The 20,580-nt window shown below is 60.7% G+C and carries 13 protein-coding genes and 1 tRNA gene; 7 read left to right on the top strand and 7 right to left on the bottom strand.

Translation table 11 applies throughout. The features are described 5' to 3' along the window. Positions 1-19 precede the first annotated feature (19 nt). The 3 genes from BLW03_RS07380 to BLW03_RS07370 form a co-directional block, all read right to left on the bottom strand. Positions 20-1,387: an O-antigen ligase family protein gene (locus tag BLW03_RS07380; protein ID WP_139285132.1), complete on the bottom strand. Its 1,368-nt coding sequence runs from the start codon at positions 1,385-1,387 to the stop codon at positions 20-22. Continuing rightward, a complete protein-coding gene (locus BLW03_RS07375) occupies positions 1,350-2,450 on the bottom strand; it encodes a GumC domain-containing protein (RefSeq protein ID WP_074653047.1) in 1,101 nt (366 codons plus the stop codon). The genes BLW03_RS07380 and BLW03_RS07375 overlap by 38 nt, the downstream gene beginning before the upstream one ends. 86 nt (positions 2,451-2,536) lie before the next feature. Then, entirely contained in the window at positions 2,537-4,957 is a 2,421-nt protein-coding gene (locus BLW03_RS07370; protein WP_244502000.1) for an SLBB domain-containing protein, read from the bottom strand. A 268-nt stretch (positions 4,958-5,225) separates the two neighbouring features. Between BLW03_RS07370 and BLW03_RS20360 the strand changes: the two genes are divergently transcribed. Beyond that, on the top strand, positions 5,226-5,471 hold the full coding sequence (locus BLW03_RS20360) for a hypothetical protein (protein WP_139285131.1): 246 nt from the start codon (positions 5,226-5,228) through the stop codon (positions 5,469-5,471). A 110-nt stretch (positions 5,472-5,581) separates the two neighbouring features. Here BLW03_RS20360 and BLW03_RS07365 read toward each other — a convergent pair whose 3' ends face one another. Continuing rightward, complete coding sequence (locus BLW03_RS07365) at positions 5,582-7,195, bottom strand: inorganic phosphate transporter (protein ID WP_074653045.1); 1,614 nt, start codon at positions 7,193-7,195, stop codon at positions 5,582-5,584. Between the two features lie 177 nt (positions 7,196-7,372). Between BLW03_RS07365 and BLW03_RS07360 the strand changes: the two genes are divergently transcribed. The 3 genes from BLW03_RS07360 (at position 7,373) to BLW03_RS07350 (ending at position 13,609) form a co-directional block, all read left to right on the top strand. Continuing rightward, positions 7,373-7,448: transfer RNA gene (locus tag BLW03_RS07360), tRNA-Ile, on the top strand. A 69-nt stretch (positions 7,449-7,517) separates the two neighbouring features. Then, complete coding sequence (locus tag BLW03_RS07355; protein WP_074655848.1) at positions 7,518-9,497, top strand: glycoside hydrolase family 3 protein; 1,980 nt, start codon at positions 7,518-7,520, stop codon at positions 9,495-9,497. Between the two features lie 200 nt (positions 9,498-9,697). Next, the gene (locus BLW03_RS07350; protein WP_074653044.1) at positions 9,698-13,609 is read left to right on the top strand and encodes an alpha-amylase family glycosyl hydrolase; all 3,912 of its coding nucleotides are present in this window, start codon (positions 9,698-9,700) and stop codon (positions 13,607-13,609) included. A 97-nt stretch (positions 13,610-13,706) separates the two neighbouring features. On the opposite strand, the gene BLW03_RS07345 is transcribed toward BLW03_RS07350, so the two are convergent. From BLW03_RS07345 to BLW03_RS07335, 3 genes are all read right to left on the bottom strand, one after another. Continuing rightward, the gene (locus BLW03_RS07345; RefSeq protein WP_074653042.1) at positions 13,707-14,201 is read right to left on the bottom strand and encodes a hypothetical protein; all 495 of its coding nucleotides are present in this window, start codon (positions 14,199-14,201) and stop codon (positions 13,707-13,709) included. Between the two features lie 97 nt (positions 14,202-14,298). Next, a complete protein-coding gene (locus BLW03_RS07340; protein ID WP_244501999.1) occupies positions 14,299-14,769 on the bottom strand; it encodes a YraN family protein in 471 nt (156 codons plus the stop codon). Positions 14,770-14,888: 119 nt separating this feature from the next. After that, positions 14,889-15,137 carry a hypothetical protein gene (locus BLW03_RS07335; protein ID WP_244501998.1) on the bottom strand — a complete coding sequence of 83 codons (249 nt, stop codon included), beginning with the start codon at positions 15,135-15,137 and terminating at the stop codon, positions 14,889-14,891. A gap of 222 nt (positions 15,138-15,359) precedes the next feature. Between BLW03_RS07335 and BLW03_RS07330 the strand changes: the two genes are divergently transcribed. The 3 genes from BLW03_RS07330 (at position 15,360) to BLW03_RS07320 (ending at position 20,384) form a co-directional block, all read left to right on the top strand. Further along, positions 15,360-18,077, top strand: coding sequence for a patatin-like phospholipase family protein (locus tag BLW03_RS07330; protein WP_212733155.1), 2,718 nt, complete (start codon positions 15,360-15,362; stop codon positions 18,075-18,077). Between the two features lie 436 nt (positions 18,078-18,513). Next, positions 18,514-19,500 carry an amidohydrolase family protein gene (locus tag BLW03_RS07325; RefSeq protein ID WP_074653039.1) on the top strand — a complete coding sequence of 329 codons (987 nt, stop codon included), beginning with the start codon at positions 18,514-18,516 and terminating at the stop codon, positions 19,498-19,500. 191 nt (positions 19,501-19,691) lie between these two features. Beyond that, positions 19,692-20,384, top strand: coding sequence for a YceI family protein (locus BLW03_RS07320; protein WP_083350388.1), 693 nt, complete (start codon positions 19,692-19,694; stop codon positions 20,382-20,384). Positions 20,385-20,580 lie beyond the last annotated feature (196 nt).

Below are 20,580 nucleotides of genomic sequence, written 5' to 3'. Positions count from 1 at the left end.
TGCGCAGGCGGGTGGCGATTCATCTGCTGGTGGAAGCTGGGCTCATTGACCCCGGATAGCGGTCTCCCTGGAAATAGAACATCCCTAAAGCCAGCGCAACACCTATCCATGGATAGGTGAAATTCAGATGGGCACCTGACCAGATACTGATGGGGAGCAACAGGACAAGGCAGACAATCGCCGTAGGTGCACCTTTGCGAAGCAGTGTGAATGCAGGCACAATCTGCACCCACGTCAAATAGCAGAAAAGCGGTAAACCTAACTCTACGATGTAGTCGATCGGTCCGAGGGTCGGGGCATCCAAGGCGGCGTTAACGGCGGGACTGCCGCGGCGATATTGGGGGTCATCGCGCACGATTGGATAATTGCCCCACCCGATGCCTGCAAGTGGATGTGCCGCGATCATTCGTGGTGCCAGGAAGATTCCCGCCGCCCGGCCGAGTACGAAGTTGCCATCTTTTGGACGCGTCTGGCTAATCACTTCGTAGCTATCAGCGATGGTGAAGTAGGCGGTGACTCGGTCAGTTAGTCCGAGCGCAGAGAAAAGGATAAAGGTGCCCGCGACCGTCGCCAGAACCACGCTAATTGACTTAACGGCACTCATGCGAAGCAGAGCAATGATGACGATGAGCAGCGCCACCTCGATCAGCGCTGATTTGGACAAGGACTCTATGACGCAAAAAAACATAAAGCCGATCGACAGGCGCATCTGAGTCTTGCTCATCCAGCCCTGCGTCTCCGCGGCTGCGGTCGCGCAGATGACGGTGACGGCATAAACACCGAATGGACCGCCTTCGTTATTAAAGCCGTCGATGCGAGCGCCGGGGCCAAGACCACCCATTGCCACATGAAAAAACGTCCAACCGAGGAACGAGATGAACCCGTAAACACATCCGGCCATCCCCGCCCAGTAAAACTGCATGGTGGCGAAGCGACAAAGCCTTCGATCTTCGATGAACTGGCTGGCCAGCGCCAGCATCACTCCGATGTCCAGCACCAACTCGCCGGAACGGGACATCGTCACCACAAACGGCTGTTTCAGAATCGAAACGTTCTCGGAGACATAGAAGTCGTGCTGCAAAGCGACAAGCGCAAGAACTACCGCTAAGACGAGAAAGACGAACCAGCGGAGACCAATATTGAAGAGTGGACGCAAGAGCCGTATGCGATCGTGGTGGAATAGCAGCCATGCCACGATGAGAAAACCATCGAGAGCGTAGATGATCTCCAGCAGCTGGACTTCAGCGAATTTGACCTGAGAAGAAACGCAGAGCCAGGCAGAAAGAAACGCGAGCACATAGAAGTTTCCGCGTGCAAGCCATTCCCAACTCCACCGGCGATGAATCCCCTCAGCCTGCATTGCGCGTGTAGGAAGACCGGAAAGCATTGCGATACGCCATGACGCGGCGCTGGTTTGCCTCGTCCTGCAGCAAGATGCGGTAGGCAGTGCGACCAATGACCTGAGTCACGACAAGCAGGAAACCGATCGCCAGGCCAGTAATAAGCCACTGACCATGGGACGGCGCCGACTTGTTCTTCGCCGGGAAAGCCGGATCGATCATCGCAAAGGATGGTGTGTAGCTTTCCGTGACCTGCACGGACTCAAGCGATTTGGTGAGCGAATCCAGTGCAGTGGTATGGAACTGAACCTCACGCTCGCGCCGAAGTACTTCGAGCGCCATCGTAGGCAGTTGTGCCGGCGAATTAACCTGTGAGCTCTTGGATTGTAGTTGTCGCACTTGCGCCTGCACACTCGACAGCTCGGCCTGCAAAGCAATCACGCGGGGATTCTCATCCGTTGCGCCGGCACGTGCGTTGGCTAGCTGGGCGCTAAGAGAGGAGATCCGGTTCTGGAGCTCTGCTATCTCCTGCACGCCTAATGTCGTCTGTGTGCTGGGAGCGACGAGTCCTGTCCGTTGCTGAGCATCGCGGAGGGCTTCTTCCGCAGCACGAAGGCGAGTACGCTCCACCTCTAAAGGAGCAGAGACGAAGTTCAGACGATGCTCCGCCTCGGAAGCCGATATCTTCTCGTTCAGTCGGTATAGCGCGTCGAAGTATTCGTTTGCGACACGGGCCGAAAGCTTCGGGTCCTTCGACGTAACTGTGATCGTGAGGAAGTTGTTGTTGTCTGTCGCGAATTTTGACATGCCGGAGACAATGGCAAAAGCCGTGTCCGCGTCCTTCGCTTTGAAGTACTCGATCAGATGCTGATGGTCTACAACATCAAGGCCGATGGTACGGCTGCTGAGTTCTGCGCGATACTCGTCGCCACTGCTGCGGCCTATAGCGAACAGCAGCGTCGCGGAGGCACGCGCCGGGGGCATGAAACGGACGGTCGATACATAGAGCTTCGGCCGGGTGTACGAAATGCCGAGCAAGATAGCGCCGGACAGGAGCGGGACCAGCACGAGCAGCAGCTTTTTCTGCCAAAGCGCTTGCAGGTAGGGCAACGGATCTAGAATTACGTACCCTTCATTAGCTTGCGCGGGCAAAGGACGGGTAGAACTAGTCTGTGAATCGGTCAAAGCTTTTTCCATCACCGCAGCACCAACGCCAGTACGGACAATCCAACTCCGAGGTTGCTGAGCGCTGAAGAAATTATGACGGCATCCCGCAGAAAGTTACCCCTGGTAAGTTTCGGGGGCATCACGATGGTGTCGCCTGGAAGTACACCGGCTTTCTCGACATTGGTGTAAGAGCGAGACACCACCGATCCGTCCGCACGCACCACGAAAAGGCGCTTGGAATCGGCCGTACGCTGTGGGCCACCCGCGTCACGCAGGTAGTGGCGTACCTGAAGGTGTGGCATAAACAGGAAGGAAGCGGCGTTGTAGACCTCGCCGGAGACAGCGACGCTGGATGGCTCCCGGGGGACGATGAAGCGATCCCCATCCTCCAGCGCGATATCCGGTACGCTGCTAACGCCAGTCGCTGAAGGGGTCAGCTTCAGCACAATGCGGCCGCTCGGCTGCATTCGTCGGATACGGGCGACGGCCTGGCGTGCGCTGTCTGCGGAGGCATTAGCAGTCTGCACGGTAGAGCCGGGGTCAACCGCTCCTGCAATCTGAGCTCCTACCTGGGTGTCGATCTGCGTTTCCAGTGAATCCGCATACTCCCGCAGGCGCTGCTCTTCGACACGACGTGTTGACTGCCGTGTGAACTCTGAAGCGAAGATATAGGCGTCGGGCGTAAAGCCACCGGCACGCGTAATCAACTGCCGAAGCGTCTCGCCCGGCTTCACGCTGTACACGCCTGCGGCAACAAACTCGCCTTCCAGCCGGACAAAGCGAGTCTGCTGAGACTGCGGCACACGAATATCAGCCTTGGAGAAGGTCGTGATGACGTCGCCAGCTTCCAGATTCAGGTTCTGGCTTGCATCTCCTGCGAGTACCGCACCCAAATTGAACGAAATAAGGGATGTCGTGAGGGTCACCGGATCCAGCCGCTCGATGACGGCATAAGCCAGATCGACATCCGGAGCCGAGAGCACAATGTCGGTCGAGCTGGTGAAGGCGCCATTACTCTGCGTCAGGGCATCGCCCACGGTGGTTCCGCTGCCATTTGCATTGGCCTCGCTGCTCGTCGTAGGCGTGGGAGCGTCGGATCGGTTGCCGGGCGTGTTCTGCGTCAGTGCTCCTGGGGTCGAGGCATTTCCGTTGCGGGTAGTTGGCGACGTGCTCACGGCAATCCGTCCCTGGTCCGGCTGGAAGCTGCCTACAGGAGCACCGAGGGCATTCCTTGCGCGGAAATAGGATCGCGTCAGCAGCGCTGCGCGATTTGGGATGAGGTCGGAGATGCGCATACCCGGATGCCAGACGTAGCGGCCGGGATAGGTAACGTTGCCGCGCAGCGTCACGGCGTCCTTGTATTCGTCAGAGATCGCGGAGACCGTGAGAATGTCACCGTTTTCGAGCGGCGTGTTTCCTGCCGTCTGCAGGTTGATGTCTCGCACGATGCGCTGCGAATGATTGAAGATCCGCTCCAGCCGTGCCGATGTTCCGCTCGCCGTGCTCGTGAGGCCGCTGGCCAGCGCCAGCACTTCACTGATGGTGGTTTCGCCACGCAACTCGTAGATCGCGGATTCTGCCACCGATCCCACCACGGCCACCTGTGGTCCAGCCACCGGGACAAAGATGATGTCGCCGGGCTGCAGCTTCGCGTCCTTGCTCTTGTCGCCGTGCAGCAGAAGGTCGTAGAGGTCAATTTCGGTGACAAGCTTGCCGCCGCGGCGCAGTTGAATCCGGCGCAGGCTGCCCTGCGGCTTGATGCCACCGGAGACGAGCAGGGCATTTACGAGGGTCGACAGGGAGGAAACGGTATAGGCGCCCGGCCGACGCGACTCTCCTGTGACGTAGACCTGGATGGACCGGAGCTGGCCCATGCTGACGTTCAGGTCGAAATTGCGATATACGCGGCCAAGCTGCTGGCGAAGAAACGGCTTCAGGTCATCGAAGCGTAGGCCGGCAACCGTAAGCGTTCCCACCTCCGGGATGGTGATGGTGCCGCCGCGATCTACCTGAAATGTTCCAGTCTGGTTCAGCTGGCCCGTCGTCGAGATCCGCAACTCGTCCCCGGGCCCGATCTGGTAGTCCGAGCTGACCTGCGAGTCGCCGACCGGGGCGAAGGTGCTGGGCGCGCTGTTGAAAAGGTCTGACCCAAAGATGGGAAGCGCGTTCCCGATCGTCTGGGCTACAAGAGTCTGAAACTCCGTCGGGACGTCTGGTGCGGCCGGATGCTCGCTATTGTTTCCACGGTCGTCGGTGCGATCCGTTTTGCCATCGCCCTGGGTTTGGCTCTGGCCCTGGCGCTGAAGGGAACGATTCCAATCGGGCCCGGTCTGCGTGTTGCCCGTGGTGGGACCTGCCTGCGAGGGAAGTGCAAGCTGTGGTGCAGCCGGCGCTGCAGGGGCTGCCTGCGCAACCGCTGCGAACGGCACGGTCGCCACAGAAAGTGTCACCAGCAAAGCGCTGCAGAGCAGCTGGCTCTTACCTAAGATTCGCAGATTATCTCTGGAGCGCGCCGTAGCATCTCGGCGCGAAACTGCTTGAGTCACGGGAAGGTCCTTCAAAGCGCATCCTGCGGGCAAAAAGGTCTGCCGCATCACAAAAGTGTAATAGATGGGATGCGTTACAAGGAGCAACTGCTGTCCGGGCATCCTGCTGCTAACCACCGGTGTCCTATCCCGGGACGCGTTTCCGGAATCGGGAAGCGGGAAAGGATACTCCATGAGTGAATCCAAGGGCACCACGCCAGAATCCACGACCTCCCACGCGGCCAGCGAGGGCCATATCGCTGGCGCTGCAAACGCAGCAAAGGCTGAACCCTCCGGCCCACGTGGCGATAACCCATCGACTGCGGGGCCGGGCAATACCGGCATACGCTCCGCGACTCCGGAAAACAGCGGCGGTCACATCAACCCGTCCGCTCCCGGAGACACTGGGACAACTCCCGCAACGACCCCGCGAAACTAGTTCATTCCTGATCCGCAGCTGCTTACGGGATTAGGACTTTCGTGCCCCCAAAGAGCTTTGGCCCGACACACGACTCTGTGTGCCGGGCCAATTCACTCTTCCTGTCACATCTACTTCGCGATTGCGTTGAATGCCCAGAACAGACCCGCCGAGAGCAGAGCGGCTGCCGGCAGTGTGAAGACCCACGCCATCGCGATGTCGCGGATGGTCGACAGCTGCAGGCCGCTCCGGTTTGCCGCCATCGTGCCCGCAACGCCGCTGCTCAGTACGTGCGTGGTCGATACCGGCAGACCATAGCCGTCAGCCAGGCCAATAGTGATCATCGCCGTGATCTCTGCAGCGGCACCTTGTGCGTAGGTGAGGTGCGTCTTCCCGATCTTTTCGCCGACCGTGATCACAATGCGCTTCCAGCCCACCATCGTGCCAAGGCCAAGCGCCAACGCCACTGCCACCTTTACCCACGTCGGTATGAAGCGAGTCGACTTGTCCAGGAAGCCCTTGTAGTTTGCGATGACAGCGGCATCGGCCGCGTTCATCTTCGGACCACTTTTCGCCATCAGGCGGAAGGCCTCGCTGGTCAGGTACATCTGGTTGCGGACGTTCGCCTGCATATCCTGCGGCACGTTGCCCAGCGAGCCGTAGCTGACAGCCTCGTTGCGGATGGCGATCACCATCTGCTCCGTCGCCAGCATGGTCTCCGGCTGGTACTGGTGGGAGCTGACGAAGCGTTCGAGCTCCTGCCCGCTGTCTCCAACAACCGCGGACGGTTCCTCGTAATTGTGCAGAGCACCCGCCACCTGCGTTGAGACTGCTGCAAATGTCTGCACCGATCCGCGATCGACCGTGTGATTCAATGCATAGGCTGTAGGGACCGTGCCGACCAGGATGAGCATGATCAGACCCATACCCTTCTGGCCGTCGTTGGATCCGTGGAAGAAACTGACGCCGGTGCAAGTCAGAATAAGCAACGCGCGGATGTGGAAGGGCGGTGGTTCTTCGCCCTCTGGCGCCTTGAACAGGCGCTCATCCTTCAGCAGCAGCTTAAAGAGGCCAAAGATGAGCGCGGCCATGGCAAAGCCGATCAGCGGCGAGAACAGCAGCGCCTTGAAGACCTTTGTCACCTGCTCCCAGTCCACGCCGCTGGTGCCGCTGCGGCCTTGCATGATCTGATTCATGATGCCCACGCCAAGGATCGACCCAATCATGGTGTGTGAGCTGGATGCGGGAAGGCCGCGCCACCACGTTGCCAGATTCCACAGGATCGCCGCTACCAGCAATGCGAAGACCATCGCGAAGCCCGAACCCTTGCTAACCTTCAGGATCAGTTCCACCGGCAGTAAGGCAACGATGGAGAAGGCCACTGCTCCGGAACTGGTCAGGACACCAATAAAGTTCCAGATGCCGGACCACACCACCGCGAGATGTGGCTCGAGGGAATGTGTATAGATGACTGTCGCCACTGCGTTCGCGGTGTCGTGAAAGCCGTTCACAAACTCGAACCCGAGCGCAATCAACAGCGCCACTCCAAGCAGCAGGTATGGGAACACCGATGCCGAGTGAACCGCCGCAAGATCTTTCGACAGCTTCGTAATGATGTAGCCCAGCCCAACGACGAGCATCACGGTGAAGACCGCGGTTCCAACCCACGCAGTCTTCGACGTTTTGGACTTCTGCAGCTTTTGTTCCAGCGCGGACAATTGGGGTGCCGGAGCGGTAGTCGCCATAAAGTTGGGCCTTTGTGATCCAGAAGGTGAGAACGAACCAACTCTACGGGCTGGCCAAACCTGCAGCATTACAGGCACATGAATCGAAGCAGAATGGCGCCACCGGGTTGGCTCGACCGGAAAAGGAGCAATGGATTTGCCACAAAGGTAGAATCGGCCTGCAGCCTTTTTCAGGCGGGGCCCATAGCTCAACGGTCAGAGCAGGGGACTCATAATCCCTTGGTTCCAGGTTCGAATCCTGGTGGGCCCACCAAAAGTCGGTCGATGCGAAGCGCAGATTGCTTTGACCATCTGCATCGGCAGCGCGCATCATGCTGAAACCATGCGCCTCTCCGCCTCCGCCGTCCTCGCGTCTTTCCTTGCCGCCAATCTCTCACCAGCCTTAGTGCAGACTCCCACGAAGTCGCGCCAGCCGGTTCTCGGCCGCCGCAGCGCAACCCTGCTGAAGGTGGATGGCCTTGAGTTCAAGGACCTGAACCACAACGGCAAGCTCGACCTCTACGAAGATTGGCGCAAGCCAGCCTCCGCTCGCGCTGCCGACCTCGTCCGGCAAATGTCCGTCGAAGATCTCGCTGGCGTCATGCTGCACGGCACCCTGCCCGCCATAGGCGGAGCGGAGGCCAGCATCGGTCGGGGCAGCGGCTATGACCTGGCCCGGTCCAAGGAGATGATCGACGGCAAGCGCATCAACACCTTCATTACACGCCTGGGCGGCGATCCCACGCTGATCGCCAGCAGCAACAATGCTTTGCAGGAGATTGCTGAGGCCACGCGCTTCGGCATCCCGCTCACCATCAGCACCGACCCGCGCAACAATTTCCTCTACACCGCGGGCGCAAGCAACGACGCGGGATCGTTCTCCAAGTGGCCCGAGACGACCGGTATGGCCGCCATCAACGACCCCGCGCTGACCCGCAGGTACGCCGACACCGTCCGGCGCGAGTACATGGCGGTCGGCATCCGCGAAGCACTTTCACCCCAGGCAGACCTTGCCACCGAGCCTCGCTGGGCGCGACTGAATGGAACGTTCGGGGAGGATGCGGACGTTGCTCGCGCGCAGGTGAAGGCCTATGTCGAAGGCATGCAGAATGGCACCGCCGGCCTCAACAGCGGGTCCGTCATCACCGTCGTCAAGCACTGGGTCGGCTACGGCGCGCAGAAGGATGGATGGGACAGTCACAACTATTACGGTCGCTACTCGTCCCTCACCAACTCGCAACTGCCATACCACGTGAAGCCCTTCCTCGGCGCCTTTGAGGCGAACGTCGCGGCTGTCATGCCCACGTACTCCATCCTCGAAAACATCACGCTGGGCGGCAAGCCCATTGAGCAGGTCGGCGCAGGCATGAACAGCCAGTTACTGACTGGCATGCTGCGTGGAAAGTACGGTTTCCAGGGTGTTGTCATCAGTGACTGGGGCATCACCAGCGATTGCAGTCAGCAGTGTCGCGAAGGCATGCCAGCGGGTCAACGCGCCACGCCCGCCCAGATCGCGATGTCCTGGGGCGTCATGGACCTGCCGCGCCCCGCACGCTTCGCGAAGACCGTCAATGCAGGCGTTGACCAGATCGGCGGCACAGAGGATGTAGCGGCGTTGCTCGCTGCCGCGAAGTCCGGGGAGTTAAAAGAACCGCGCATGCGCGAGGCCGCAACCCGCATCCTGCAGCAGAAATTTGAGACTGGCGCCTTTGAGGACCCCTACGTTGACGCTGATGCAGCCAAAAAGATCGTCGGCAATCCCGCCTCACTGCAGGCCTCTGCCGACGCCCAGAAACGCGCCATGGTGCCTCTCGAAAACAGATCCCACGCTGTTCCGGTCAAGGCCGGCGCAAAGGTCTGGCTCTTCCACGTCGATCCCGCTGCCGCCCGGGCCGCAGGTCTAACGGTCGTCGAGACTCCCGAGGCCGCCGATGTCGTCATCATCCGTGCGGAAACGCCCTCTGAGATGCTGCACCCCGGCTATTTCTTCGGCGGTCGCCAGCATGAAGGCCGTTTGAATTTCCGGCCAGGCGACGCAGCGTATGACGCCCTGCTGAAGGCGGGGAAGAAGCCGGTCGTGATGACCGTCTACATGGACCGCCCGGCTATCCTGACCGAGGTTAAGGACAAGGTCGCGGCCCTCTACGCCGACTTCGGTGTCAGCGATGCAGCTCTGCTGGACGTTGTGACCGGTAAGGCAAAAGCGCAGGGGCACCTGCCCTTTGAATTACCCAGCAGCATGGCAGCCGTCGCCGCGCAAAGCCCCGGCGCACCGCACGATTCCGCCAGGCCGCTCTACCCCTACGGCTATGCTCTGAAATAGCCCATCTTCCGGTGGCAGCATGCGGCGCGAACCTTAGGACCAAATCTCGCATCGGATACGGAAACAGGCGACGCGGAATGCGATTCATGCGAGCAGCGGCAGCGTCAGGTCTAAAGTGGACCTGACGCGCCAGAAAACTGAAAGCCAGATGTCGGTTATCAGACATCGTTCCACCCACGCGAAAGGTCCCAGAGGTGTCCATGGAGTTTCACATTGCACGCAGCTTCCGAGATAAATTCGACCTTCGGGATCTGTTGTTTTCCTATACCGGCAATGTGATCTTCGGCAACGTCGCGGCCAGCCGCCGACTTGCACAGCAGATGAACGACGCCCGCGTTGCCACCGGCGGACCGACGCCGCAGGAAGATCCGAAATCTGTCGTGCACGCCGGGCAGCTCTTCGCCATGGGCCTGATCGACGAACTGAGTCACGCCGTCATCGAGCATTACCGCAAAGAGCAGGATCCGGCACTCCTTTCGGACGCACTCAAATGGTTCGGCGACCGTGTCGGCATCAAGGAAGTCGATGCCCTCCTGCTCGCCTTCACGGAGCGCTTTCCGAATGTCTCTGTCTACCAGGGCAAGCTCACGGCTGCACAGTGGCTCGCAGGATCGACCGATGGCCTCTCGCACCGCGAGGCGGCGTTGGAAGAGCTGCTACTGCTCTGGCTCGCAAACCAGAACCCTGCCTACAAGCCGTTCCGCATGCTCTTCGATGACAGCACGCTGCGCAAAGACGTGCCCGCCTATGTCGAGTTCCAGGGCGATCTTGAGGCGTACTTTGAGACGCGGCCAGAGTTCAGTGAAGAGGCCCGCACCCTTCTGAAAGCGCTGCGTCTGCCCTTCGAAGAAGCGCCGGACTCACTCAGCAAGCAACTCGACTTCATCCGCGACCGGTGGATGCCAAAGCTGGGCAACGGGGCCCGGGCAACACTGTCGCGGACACTGCTGGCCATCGACACGCTGCGCGAAGAAGAGGTTGCCATCTGGATGCAGTTCAATCCGCCCGGCCGCAACGTCAAGCAGCACGGACCGGTGGAGTATGGCGGCAAGGAAGGCTTCGTCGGCGACGAATATGTCGGCTTTGAAGAGTACTGGGAAGAGGTCACGAACGAGGACGGCACCGTCACGCGCCGCCGCCGCTTTCGCACGCGCAGCGGCGCACTCGTCGATGCTGCCGTTGCGCATGACTACCAGGCACCGTTGAACGAGTACGAAGCCTTTAGCCATGACGACGCATGGATGCCTACCGTCGTCCTCATGGCGAAGAGCACCTACGTCTGGCTCGAGCAACTTTCCAAGAAGTACCAGCGCCACATTCATCGACTCGACCAGATCCCGCTGGAAGAGCTGCAGCTTCTCCGCGATCGCGGCATGACCGGCCTCTGGCTCATTGGCCTCTGGGAGCGCTCACGCGCCTCGCAGACCATCAAGCGACTGCGCGGCCAGGCGGATGCCGTGGCCTCGGCATATTCGCTGATGGACTACAGTATCGCGGAAGACCTCGGCGGCAATGGTGCGTACGCCAAGCTGCGCGACCTCGCCGGAACCGTCGGCCTGCGTCTCGCGAGTGACATGGTGCCCAACCACATGGGCCTCGACTCCACCTGGGTCATCGAGCATCCCGAGTGGTTCATCCGCCGCCACGAATCGCCATACCCGAACTACAGCTTCGAAGGCCCCGACCTCTCGACCGATCCACGCGTCGAGATCAAGCTCGAGGACCATTACTACGACCAGACCGATGCGGCCGTGGCCTATCGCATGCGTTATCGCGACGGTTCGAACCGCACTGAGTTCATCTATCACGGCAATGACGGCACCACCTTTGCGTGGAACGACACGGCGCAGCTCGACTACTCGCAGCACAACGTCCGCGAGCACGTGATCCAGGTCATTCTCCAGGTCGCGCGGCGCTTCCCAATCATCCGTTTTGACGCAGCCATGGTGCTCGCCAAGCGTCACGTACAGCGCCTGTGGTTCCCGCTACCGGGCCAGGGCGGCTCCATCCCGTCTCGCGCAGAAGACGCCATGACCCAGGAAGAGTTCGACCACATCATGCCGCAGGAATTCTGGCGTGAAGTCGTTGATCGCGTCCAGGCAGAAGTGCCCGGAACGCTGCTACTCGCCGAAGCCTTCTGGCTGCTTGAGGGCTACTTCGTCCGCACGCTCGGCATGCACCGCGTCTACAACTCGGCCTTCATGGTCATGCTGCGCGATGAGGAGAATGCGAAGTACCGCAGCTACCTGAAAAAGACCATCGAGTTTGATCCGGACATCATGAAGCGCTATGTCAACTTCATGTCCAACCCGGACGAGAAGACGGCAATTGAGCAGTTTGAAACGGGCGATAAGTTCTTCGGTGTCTCCACCATGATGGCGACCATTCCCGGCTTACCCATGTTCGCGCACGGCCAGATCGAGGGCTACACCGAGAAGTACGGCATGGAGTACAAGCAGGCCAAGTTCGATGAATGGCCGAACGAGCAGCTTGTAGCCCGCCATAACGCTGAGATCGCTCCCTTGTTGAAGAATCGCGCACTCTTTGCCGAGAGCGAACACTTCGTCTTCTTCGATTTCTGGCTCGATAACGGAACTGTCGATGAGAACGTCTTCGCCTACTCGAACCGCCTGGGCAGCGAGCGTGCGCTGATTCTGTACAACAACACCATCCAGTCCACGCGGGGCACCATTCACGTATCGGCCGCGTCGATGAACAAGTGGACGGGCGATCTGTGGCAGCGGTCGCTCGCGGACGCGCTTGCTCTGCCGCGTGGCGATGACTACTTCCTCGCGTGGCGTGACACGGCAACCGGTCTGGAATACCTGCGCAGCTCGAACGACCTCGTCAACGGAGGCCTCACACTCGATCTGCGTGGCTACCAGTATGCGGTGCTTCTCAACTGGCGCGAGCTGCAGGCAAGTGCATCGCAACCGTGGAGTGAACTGTGCAACGCACTTGGCGGCGCGGGTGTACACAGCCTGGATGAAGCTCTGACGCGTCTCCGCCTGCGGCCACTCACCGGCGCGCTGCGTCACGCAGTCGGTGCGGAAGCAGTCCGCACCATCGCACCGCGTGGTCAGCAGCCCCTCGCAGAAACAAAGGCAACACAGCAGTGGGGGGAACGCGCCCGGACGGTCTTCGACCGCCTTCGCGAGATCGAACCGGCTGCTCCTGCAACTGCAGCAACCGCCACGTCCTACGCAGCTGTGCTGACAACACTGGCAGATGCCGCGGTAAAGGCAGTCGCCATTGCCAGGGCGGCTCACGCCCTGCCGCCACGCATGGCGATCGAAGCGCATCCCGAGGCTTTGTGGACACCGCTGCTGACCGTTGCGGCGTTACGTGCTCTGCCGACGCCGGTCATCTCCGCCCCCGAAGAGAACAACATCGTCGATCGCCTGGGCCTGCGTCCGTCGCTTGCCGAAATCTTCTCTGAGGTTGGCGTGCAGGGAGAAGACGCATGGCGCGCCGCAGCCCGCGTTCGACTCGCGCTATCCCAACCGAAGCTCGACACTGCCGCCTTCTGGGCTGAGGGCGATGTGATGTGGCTCGCGGGTGTGAATGAGCACGAGGGCACACGCTACATCAACCACGAGGCGCTGGAACAGTTGCTACAGTGGCTCACCCTCACCGCTGCTCTGCAACCGGCAGGCGCAACTGCAGTCAACGTACCGTCTGCGGAAGTGCTGAAGGCAGCTGCGGACGCGGGCTACAAGTACGACGCGATGGTCGCCGCGCTCACAGCGAAGTCAGAGGCAGCTGCGAAGAAGTCTACTGCGATAAAAGCGGCAGCAAAGGCGGCCTCATCCGCTGCTAAGAGCGCTCCGGCGAAAGCAGCAAAGTCTACCCCGGCAAAAGCTGCCGCGAAATCCGCGCCGGCTAAGACAGCGGCAAAGAAAACAGCGGCCAAGTCGGCTCCGAAGAAATCAGCAGCGAAGAAGGCGACGTCGTCACCAGCAACGGTCAAGTCAACGACGGTCCTCGAAGCGCACGCCGCAGACGGTCACACCGTGGTTGACACAGCCTCGGTGCCGGACATCAACGTGGCTGGCAAGAAGGCCGCTGCAAAGAAGTCTGTCGCAAAGAAGAAGACGGCACCAAAGCTGTGAAGGAGATAGTAAGGCCCCACATCTCACTGAGATGTGGGGCCTTTCTGTTTTACAAACCTGATCCGCCATCAGTGGACAGCAATAACGCCGAAACGAATCAATACGCGAACACGTGTGGAGCAGGATACGTAAACGTCCCGTCTGACCGCTGCACCGCGAGGAACAAGCGCTTCTCCTTGTCGCCATTGATCGTCGTGGCTACCAGCAGCGTGGTGCCAAAGGTACCGGTGCCGTCGCTCACGGATTTATCCACGTGATGCGACAGGATCGGCCCAACCGGACTGTACTTGGTCCAATCTTCCGTGAAGCGGGCGACCGGGTATTCCTTGTGCTTGTCCGGGTGTTGCTGCCAGTCGGGGTCGTTCTCGTAGATGCCGTACGCGGTGTTGAAGTCCTTGTTCTCGATTGCCGTAAAGAACTTATTCACACGGTGCTCGATGGGGATGTTGGTAAAGAGCCAGCCGTGGCCGGTGATGAATCCGGCGAGTGTGAGCAGCACCAGTGCGGCAATCAGCACGCCGCCGCCAATCAAAAAACGTTCGATCCATTGCTGGCGGCGTGGATCGTATTCCGGGGCATTCATCAGGGTCATGGTCGTGCGGTCCTTGGTCTCATCGCGAGGTGAAATCTGTCTTCTGCATTAGACACCGTCGCACGAAAAATGGTCAGTTCTTCCGACCGCCCTGCCCTCAGGAGGAGAAATCCCGCATCAGCCGTATGTCTGCTTTGCCGTTGTCACTCATATAAACCGACATCACATCGAACCGCGTCCGCACTGTCGCCGACTCGCCCGGAGGGTGCGGCAATTGCCGCACATACGCGTCAGCCAGATGTTGCAGCGCTTCCATCTTGTCGTCATCCACAGACAGTTCTGCGGCAAAGGCGCCGGATGCCTCGCGCGTCTTGACCTCAACGAAAACGAGCGTCCCACCGTCCCACGCGATCAAGTCCACATCGCCAGGCAGCGTACTGGTCGTCCACTCGCGCGCTACGACCACGTAGCCAAGTCGTCGCAGATAGAAATAAGCGGCGCGCTCGCCGATGACGCCGCGTTGCTCATCGGGGGTACGGAGACTTAGCGGGGACCAGCGATCCTGCACGCGCTCCAGCAGGGTGAGCGAACCCTCCATCAACGCGAGCATCGGGCGAGGACGAGCCATGGAGTGTCCAGTGTCAGGCCGTCATGCGCCTGTGCGAGAATTTTCGAATCTAGAGCGAGTGATGCGGAAAGCATCTGTCCGGCTGCCTCTCGGCGCATAATCGATGCCTGCAACCGCCTCTACTGCGATCGGACATTGAGGTGATCGACCGTCAATGTCCCGATCGAAAGCTTCCCGATGCGTGCCTCCACCACTCGCAGTCGCCGAATGGCCATTACGCCCACGGCCATCGCACCAACCGTCATGGCTCCGAATGCAACCGCTCCGATCGCCGCCGCTCCCATCGCGAACGCACCCATCGAACTGGCGCATGGGCTCATCCCTCGGGTCCCACACTTCTCCTGCATCGCAACTCTCTCTGTCGGCATGCCCTTCACAGTCTTCCCTCTTCGCGTCGAGTGCTGTGATCAGAAACACAGCGTTGCAGGCGATCGAATTGGGATCGAGCGATACTGTTCTAGCTCGCTGCGGGGGACGCGCACGCTCTCGTTCTGCGACTTTTGTGGGATCCCGAGGGATGTTCCCGCGCCATCTTCGATGGCGGCACATCAAGTCCAAAGAACCTCCAGGCGCATCGAATGGCTGAAACTATGAATCACGAAAAACAAGTTCCGATGGCGCGCGCGCTGCTCTGCGCTCTCTTGACCTGCGCGACCGCAGCCCCCGCACAGCAAGCCGCGACACCTCAGGGCACGGTTGCAGCGCAGACAGGCGGCCAGCAACAGCCTCGCGGCGGCGAAGGTCCATCCGGACAGGGCAACAGCATTTCGCCAGACCAGGGCCGCCCGCAGCAGGGGCAACCGGGCGCGCCCACCAATGGTGACGGCGCACCCAACAATCCCTCAACACCCGCGCCACCCCCACCCGGCCGCAAGAAGATCGGCCTTGCCCTCGGCGGCGGCGGGGCGCTCGCACTCAGCGAGATCGGTGTACTCAAGTGGATGGAAGAGAACCATGTGCCGGTGGACGTCATTGCCGGCACCAGCATGGGGTCGCTCCTGGGCGCGCTCTACGCGACCGGCCACACCACGAAGCAGATGGAAGATCTCACCAGCGACAAGGTCTTCTCCAAAGTCTTCCGTATTGGTGCCGACTTCCGCGATCTGAATTTCCGTCGTCGCGAAGACCAGCGCTTCCTGCCCGGAGGCATCAACATGGGCCTCAGGAAGGGTGTCTCGCTGCGGAATGGAGTCCTGCTGGACTACGGTCTGAACCAGTTTTTGAACGCGCAGTTTCTGCCCTATGGCGCCGAGTTTTCCTTTGACGAGATGCCGCTGCCGTTTCGCTGTGTCGCCACGGACATCCTCGTCGGCCGCGAAGCCGTCTTCACGCACGGCCCGCTGGCCGAAGCCGTCCGCGCGTCCATCTCCATCCCCGGCGTCTTTCCTCCGCTCGAAGATGGCGGCCATATCTACGTCGATGGCGCACTCACCGAAAATCTGCCAACGGACGTCGTGAAGCGCGAACTGCATGCGGACGTGGTTCTCGCCGTCTCGCTTCCGCTGACGCCGCCCGGCCAGGGCGACTCCGGATCCGTTCTCGGCATCCTGCAGCGCAGCTTCTCCGTCGCCTCGTGGTCGAATGAGGTTCGCTCGCGCGCGCTCGCCGATGTCATCATCGAACCCATCGCGCCACCCGGCGTCGGCGCCGGGGACTATGCCAAGTCGGCCGATCTGACCAAGGTCGGTTATGAAGCAGCGCAGAAGATGGCGCCCCAGCTTCTGAAGTACGCTCTCAACGACGCAGACTGGGCGAAGTACCAGCAGGTCCGCACGAAGCGCGAGGCCTCGCCCCTGCGGAACATCGCGAAGGTGACCGTCATCGCTCCCACGGCTCGCAACGCCATCGGTGTGCGCGACACCGCCATCGATCTTCCCGGCAAGAAGCTCGATACCGACCAGATCGAAGCCAAGCTGAACGAAGTCCGCAGTGACGGACGCTTTGAGACCGACTATTTCCTGACGAAGCCCGGACAGGTCGTCAATACCCACGTGACCGGCCCTGCGAACGAGGGCCGCAAGGTCGACGGTCGCGAACTGCTGCACCCAGCGGAACGTCGCGGACCGGGTGATGACACGGTCGCCCAGCTTGTCGAGAGCGCGGACAAGGGCAATAATTCCGCTGGGCAGACAGGTTCTGCCATCAGCGCCACGCCCATTAACAACTCGCTGCCCGTGGGCAAACGCGGGGCAGAACCGCAGAAGGAGAAGCAGACGTTCGAAACCGTCGCTCCTTCCAGTCGAGGCAAGATCGCACTGGCCACCGCAGAACAGCCCGGTTACAAACCCGGCGAGGGCGATGTGGACCTGAACCTGTGGGTACGCGACCGTCCCGGCGGACCGCCCTACCTGCTGCTGGGCGGCAACGTGATCGCGCAAACCGGAGGCACTGCACGCGCAACCATCGACGGTGTGCTGACGGTGCAGGACCTTGGCGGTTTCAAGTCAGAGTTTCGCACACGCATGCGCTTCGGCTACCTGACGCAGCTTTCACCGGAGTACTACAAGCGCTTCGGCGACACACAGTGGTTCGCCGCTCCGCACCTTGACCTGCTCCGCACGCCTGTTTACATCTGGGCCGACCAACAAAAGGTCGCCGAGCGCATGTCGCTGACGGAGGGTGGCGGTATGGATGTTGGCTATGTCTTCAGCCACTTCAGCGAACTTCGCGCGGGTTACGCCATAAACCACCAGATCTGGCACACCACGACTGGTACGGACGGCCAGGCAAACTTTGAAGGCAATGCCCAGACCGCCCGCGTCCAATACCGTTTCAACGGCCAGGACCGTGCCATGGTGCCGCGCCACGGCCTGCGCGTCGACGCCTCCGTCGGCTACCAGTTCAACGCCACGCACAGTGAAAACGCTCCCCGTCTCGAAGGCACCACGACTTACTTCCGCGACATCGGTCACGGCAACACCCTGTCCTTTTCGTTCGAGGGTGGCACCATGTTCCATCGGAACGTGGCCGATCCCTTCCGCTTTACGCTGGGCGGACCTCTGCGCCTGACCGCGTCATCGTTCGACGAGTACCGCGGCACCGATTTCCTGCTGGCGCGGCCCGCATACTTCCGCCGCCTGGCAGAGCTGCCTCAGCCCCTCGGCCAGAGCATCTACGTCGTGGGCACCTACGAACTCGGCCGCATCCATTCGCCCGGCCTGGGCACCGCACCCGCCAGCACCGTCATGCGTCAGGATGTCTTCTTCGGCCTCGCCGCAGAGACCCCGCTCGGCGCCATCACCTTCGGCCCCGCCTTCGGCACGGACGACCATCGCAAACTGGTCTTTACCCTCGGCCGCTTCTTCTAGAACGCGCCCGCATCACATCCATGACCGGACCGGGTGGCCCACGTCTCGCCTCTGAGACGTGGGTTTTCATTTGGTACATGACCAAGGGAGGCAAGAACTGGGTGCCCCGTCTCCACTACGAGATCTAGAGCTCCGTTTGATCCGCACTTGTAAACGGGATGGCCTAACCTACTCCCCATTCATGACAGCTTCATCCTCATGAGTGGGACTCGCGCGAAAGCGCAAACTTTTTCGGAGGGGGCATGGCTTCAGTCATGCCATCAATCAGCCCATAGAGGAACGGCTTCAGCCGCTGAGGGATTTTCTCTCTCTAGGTACCGCAAAGCGCGAGCCGCCAACGTGACCTGACCTTCAAATAACCGTCCCAATAAGCCCCGGAACTATCGCAAAGCAAAACCCGTAACCCCTCAGAACAACAACGCCAAGAGGACCGACATTGACCAAGCTGATCGCCATCGAAGAACACTTCCTCACCCCCGACATCCGGGCAGCCTGGGCTGCCTCCCCAATTCAGGACGGCACCAGCGCCTTTGATCGCGGCGAAATCGAATCCCGCCTGGACGATCTGGGCGGGGGAAGGATCGCCCTTATGGATGAGGCCGGCATCGACGTTCAGGTACTCTCCGTCACCACACCCGCCCTCCACAATCTTGATCCGGAACAGAGCATCGACCTGGCTCGTCAGACCAACGACTTGCTCGCGGCAACGGTGGCAAAGCATCCCACACGCTTCCAGGCCTTCGCCGTACTTCCGACCGCGTCGCCGGCCGAGGCCGCACTCGAACTCGAGCGCACCATCGCGCAGCCCGGCTTCGCAGGCACCATGCTCTGCGGTCGCACGCGAGACAAGAACCTCGACCATCCGGACCTGCGCCCCATCTTCGCAACTGCCGCAAAGCTTGGTGCACCCGTCTTTATTCATCCGCAGATCCCGCAGCGCTCCGTCCGCGATGTCCTCTATGGCGGCTTCGGCGAACCCATCGACACGGCCTTCGCAGCCTTCGGTCTCGGCTGGCATTACGAAGCCGGCATCCAGTTCGTTCGCTTGACCCTCGCCGGTGTCTTCGATGAATTCCCAGACCTGCAGATTATCCTCGGGCATTGGGGCGAGGTCGTCCTCTTCTACCTGGAACGTCTCAACGCACTCGCACGCGTGACGAAGCTGCAGCGGCCCATCGACGACTACTTCCGTCAGAACCTCTACGTAACGCCCAGCGGCATGTGGAGTCAGGAGTACATGCAGCGTTCGCTAAAGATCGTCGGTCCGGAACGCATTCTGTTCTCGACGGACTACCCATACCAATACCGCCCCGGCGCACCGGGCAAGGCTTTTCTCGAAGCCGCTGGACTCTCCGAACAACACAAGAAGCTCTTCGCCAATGGAAACTGGCGGCGGCTGACCTCATCAATCCAACGATTCTGACACCTGCAGCGCACCGGGTGCCCCACTCATGACAGCTTCACCGTCGTGAGGGGGTTTTTGCGTGCCAGCCCAGGCCCAAAGGAAAACTCGATCGGGAATTCCGGTTCGCAAAAGAATTCTTGCGGCCTTCCAGCACCCTGTCCGTCTATCACTCCACAGCGTCATAATCTGCCGTTCCCTGGAGATCACCTATGCTTCGTCGTACCTTTTCGGTCACCGCCGCCGCCTTCCTGCTCACCGCCTCGCTCACCTTCGCTCAGGCGCCGGGCGCCCCTGCCGGGCAGCGTGGTCCGGGCGGCCCTGGAGGTCCCGGCGGTCCACAGCAGCCGCCACCGCCACCCACTGCTGGCGCCAAGCTGGAACTAACCGAGGGCTCGTCTGCCTCGTATCGCGTGACCGAACAGCTTGTCGGCATCGACTTCCCGAATGACGCCGTCGGCACCAGCGATAAGGTCACCGGTCATATCGACATCCTGCCCGACGGCAACGTCGCACCCGGTTCAAAGATGGTCGTCGACCTCAAAGCACTTTCGAGCGACCAAAGCATGCGGGACGGCTACATCCGCAATCGCACGCTCGAAACGGATAAATTCCCCGAGGCCTTCTTCATCCCTACCGCAATCACCGGCGTGCCAAAGATGGTGCCGTCCACCGGTCAGCTTGGCGTCGCGCTCACCGGCAACCTCACCATCCACGGCGTCACCAAACCCGTCACCTTCAAGGGCATCGCAACCATCGACGCTCGCTCCTCGACAGTGGCAGGCCGCGCACTCACCACCTTCACCTTCGCCGACTTCGGCCTCATCAAACCCTCCATCGGCCGCCTCGCCAACGTGGAAGACAAGATCACCATCGAGCTCGTCTACAAGTTCAAGCGCAGCTAAAGCAGCAGGGAACAGGCAACAGGGCTTAGGGAGCAGTTTCTCGCCAATCCTTCACTCGGGTGCCCCACGTCTCGCTTCTGAGACGTGGGTTCTCGATCTACCTCACAAACCTCCGGGACGACCACCCACCCGGGTGCCCCGTTCATTTCCGAAGGGAAAGGGTGGGGTATCGCGCGAAAGCGCGACACTTCTTCCC

This window comes from Terriglobus roseus, from assembly GCF_900105625.1.
Classification (GTDB): domain Bacteria; phylum Acidobacteriota; class Terriglobia; order Terriglobales; family Acidobacteriaceae; genus Terriglobus; species Terriglobus roseus_B.
The sequence above is the reverse complement of the archived record's forward strand: the minus strand, read 5'-3'. Positions and strand labels throughout refer to the sequence as shown.